Source organism: Endozoicomonas numazuensis (assembly GCF_000722635.1).
Taxonomy (GTDB): domain Bacteria; phylum Pseudomonadota; class Gammaproteobacteria; order Pseudomonadales; family Endozoicomonadaceae; genus Endozoicomonas_A; species Endozoicomonas_A numazuensis.
Map to the genome: position 1 here is coordinate 1 of NZ_JOKH01000024.1, position 3308 is coordinate 3308.

Annotated in this window: 3 protein-coding genes; all 3 read right to left on the reverse strand. The window is 45.3% G+C overall.

Going from position 1 to position 3308, the window contains the following annotated elements; translation table 11 throughout:
• Positions 1-387 precede the first annotated feature (387 nt).
• Entirely contained in the window at positions 388-1245 is an 858-nt protein-coding gene (locus GZ78_RS26955) for a DUF4892 domain-containing protein (protein WP_034843441.1), read from the reverse strand.
• 177 nt (positions 1246-1422) lie between these two features.
• Entirely contained in the window at positions 1423-2271 is an 849-nt protein-coding gene (locus GZ78_RS26960; protein WP_034843410.1) for an alpha/beta hydrolase, read from the reverse strand.
• Positions 2261-3067 carry an alpha/beta fold hydrolase gene (locus tag GZ78_RS26965; protein ID WP_051786606.1) on the reverse strand — a complete coding sequence of 269 codons (807 nt, stop codon included), beginning with the start codon at positions 3065-3067 and terminating at the stop codon, positions 2261-2263. The genes GZ78_RS26960 and GZ78_RS26965 overlap by 11 nt, the downstream gene beginning before the upstream one ends.
• Positions 3068-3308: the final 241 nt, after the last annotated feature.

A 3308-nucleotide genomic window follows, 5' to 3' on the forward strand; every position in this document is an offset into this window, starting at 1 on the left:
ACTGAACAGGAGGCATAAGACGGTTTCCTGATATTTGCTTATCTGATAAATAGCAGACTTCAGGAAAATGTCAGGTTAGGTGGTGAATGTCGGGTTTAGGATTTGCCCCAAAATAACTTCCCGATTTTCACCCGGACCCCGTTCGCCCTGAGCTTGTCGAAGGGTTATAGCATTGGGCTTCGACAAACTCAGCCCGAACGGATTTTGAGCAGATTTGAATAAGGAAGTTATTTTGGGACTATTCCTTAGAAGAAGTAGAAAAACGACAGTTGCTGATCAACCCAAACTCTATTGACTCAACAGTGGAACACCCTGCCCCCATAATTAACGAAAGAACGTTACATCATCATGGCTGCCAAGGTGATCACAGAACATCTGTCTTTTATTTTATTGGAGTACCTGCCAATGCAGAGTACCTTCGCCCTGATCACCCACAATTGACTGGATACGATATCGACTGGAACTGATGGCATCTTCACGCAATTTAGACTGGAGAAGTGTCTGAATTTCTTGTAATTGCCGGCTGAGGCTATCTACCTCTGAAACTCTTCCTGCTGAAGCAGACTCAACAGTAATCAACAAGGGTCTGGATTGATTTTCAAAAGCTTTTAATAATGCTTTATACGCGTCTGAGCTGGCTAATGCAGATAAACTGCCAGGTAACGTTGGTAACACAACCTGATTTCTTTTAAGCGCTTTAGCTTTACCTGCCGTGAAAATATCAACCAGAGCGTACTCCCTTTTGTTGCCTCTTCTTACCGTATAAGTCAGATAATAAGCCGTTTTTCCATCAACCTCTTTTTGACCCAGAAAGTAAGCCTGCTCTTTATCCAGACCATAAAGTCGGGCGATATCAAATACATTATTCGCCCAGAAATTACTGCCACCACAACTGAAGCGTTCACAACTAAATACAGGAGTGACACCCAGTTTTTTAAATTGCTCTGTAAAAAAGCGGTACGCTTCATCACTGCTTTTACCACTGGGCAGAAGATAAAGTTTTCTGTCAAGAGAGCCATCAAGCCACTGCTCTGAATCAGCAGTAACGATACCATTCACTTTCTTCATGGAGCTGCTGATGACCGGATAGCTGGTCACTGACTGCTTGAGCTGAAGATCAAGAGTAGCGTTCGGAAATGGAGCTATTTCATCGGCAAAAACAGTGGCAGGCAGGAAAAAGGCACTTGCCAACATAAAAGAAGACGTTCGTCTTAAAAAAGAATGGAAAATGGCCATAGATTGCATTTCACTCCTGACACAGGAAATACCACTGTTTCAGTATTTTAATCGACTGGAAGTTATCCAGCCGCCTATTTTGAATCAGTGGTATTAGCGTCAAATGGCTAAAGAATCACCAAAGAAGCCATCAGGAGCTTTCATTAGAAAAGCTCCAGCTCCCATAAGCTTTCAAGCCTAACACAGTCAAGAGTTCATAACAGTATTCACCACATCCGCTACCGATTGAGTTTCACCATCCATATGAAAATGATGAGAGCCAGGCATCGGGTAAAAGTGGATATGTTCCAGACGTTCACGATAAGGCTCTATGAGTGCATCGACATAACCTTCTTTTGCATAGAGCATATGAGCATCACAACTCATCTGTTCTGCAAAGGCCAATGCCTGATCTTCTGTAAATCGAGTGGGTGAAGGCAGATTAAGGCGAGGATCTGTTCTCCAGGTCCAGGCATCACCATCCTGGTATAACGCACGCTCTACTAACAAGGCAGAAGAATCACGAGTCACCGGAAACTGCCCCAGACAACGTACCCTAACGGCATGTTCCAATGAGCGATAGCGGTTAACCGGCTTACCTTTACGGAAGGACTTTCGTTCCTGAATATAAGTTGCCAATGCATTGGGAGCGTCTTCTGGTTTCCTGGGCATAGGGAAAAGCCCATCCAGTAATATAACCTTCTCAACCCTGTCTCCCAGTATGGCGGAAGCCATCACCGAGACAATTGCCCCCATTGAATGTCCAATTAAACTGAAAGACTCCAGCTCCAGAGTATCGACAATTTCAGCCAGATCCTCTACATAATGCCAGATGGAATAATCCACTTCGTCCAGTCGATGAGACGAGCGCCCATGACCGGCCTGATCAATAGCGATTAGCCGGACACCATTCAGAAAAGGGGCTAATGGAGCAAAGCTCGCGGCATTATCCAACCAGCCATGAAGGGCAATCAAAGGCTTTCCTTTCGGGTCACCCCATTCCTGACCCGAGAAATTCATCCGCCCGATGCAGATTTCAATGTCCCTAGGCTCCATAATGCTCTCCTGTAAGCCTCTCTATCATTTGCAGAACACTCTTTGCTGCTGCTTCCGGAAACTCCAGAGGAAACAGGTGTCCACCAGGCGTACTTTGCATATCCAACCTTGTTAGATAGCGATGAACCAAGACTCGTCTTCTTGACAGAAGATCACTGCTCTGACCATAAACCATGGATGATGGCACTCCAGGCTTCTGTGCACGGGGAAAACGGTCTGGCAGGTTAGAAAAAATTGCGGCCTCAACCGCAGGATCAAACTTCAGACTCAGACTCTCGTTTCTATTATCCAGCCCAAAGTCCACATAATCTTCCAGACAACGTTCATCAAACTGGTTGAAAAGCGTTTTTGACCGGAAATAGTCCAGAGCTTCCTGTCTTTCTGACCATACTGCTTTTCTTTCAGAAGCTCTTTGAGAAGGCGTAATACGACCCATAATCCCGAGCTTTTTTGCCAACCGGATATAACCACTGTCCAGCGGAGTCATCAAGGGCGCATCGAGTAAAATGACGGCCTTATATAAATCCGGCCTTCTTCGGGAAGCAAACCAGGTCAGCACTCCACCAAAAGAATGACCCAGGCCGATAACAGGCTGATCATATCGACGTTCCAGCTGATCAATCAGCTCATCGACCAGGCATTCCCAGTGATTATTGACGGGATAATCGGGATTATGGCCATGACACTCCAGATACTGAATCCGGAACTGAGCCTCCAGAGGGTTCAGAAACTGACGATAGACCGGAGCAGGAAACCCGTTGGCATGGCAAAAATGTATCGAATCCTTGCTCATCATTTTAATACTTTGCGACGAACGACGGTCACATCATGTCATATCTTATGTTTGTGGAAATACTCTAAACATCGTATACAGCAATAGGAGCCTGTCGGACTTAAGACAATTGCGGTCTGAAATCCAGAAAGAACGGCCATCTTTTCCGTTGAATTTGCTTAAATAGGTCAACTATTCGCACAAATTCAGTGAAAAAGCTGACTCGTTCTACTGAATTTTATGCTCGGACGCTATTCTCGGTCAG

Excerpts from the sequence above, each read along its gene's own strand:
- GZ78_RS26965 (WP_051786606.1), bottom strand. The coding sequence starts at position 3,067 with ATGATGAGCAAGGATTCGATACATTTTTGCCATGCCAACGGGTTTCCT.
- GZ78_RS26960 (WP_034843410.1), bottom strand. The coding sequence starts at position 2,271 with ATGGAGCCTAGGGACATTGAAATCTGCATCGGGCGGATGAATTTCTCG.
- GZ78_RS26955 (WP_034843441.1), bottom strand. The coding sequence starts at position 1,245 with ATGCAATCTATGGCCATTTTCCATTCTTTTTTAAGACGAACGTCTTCT.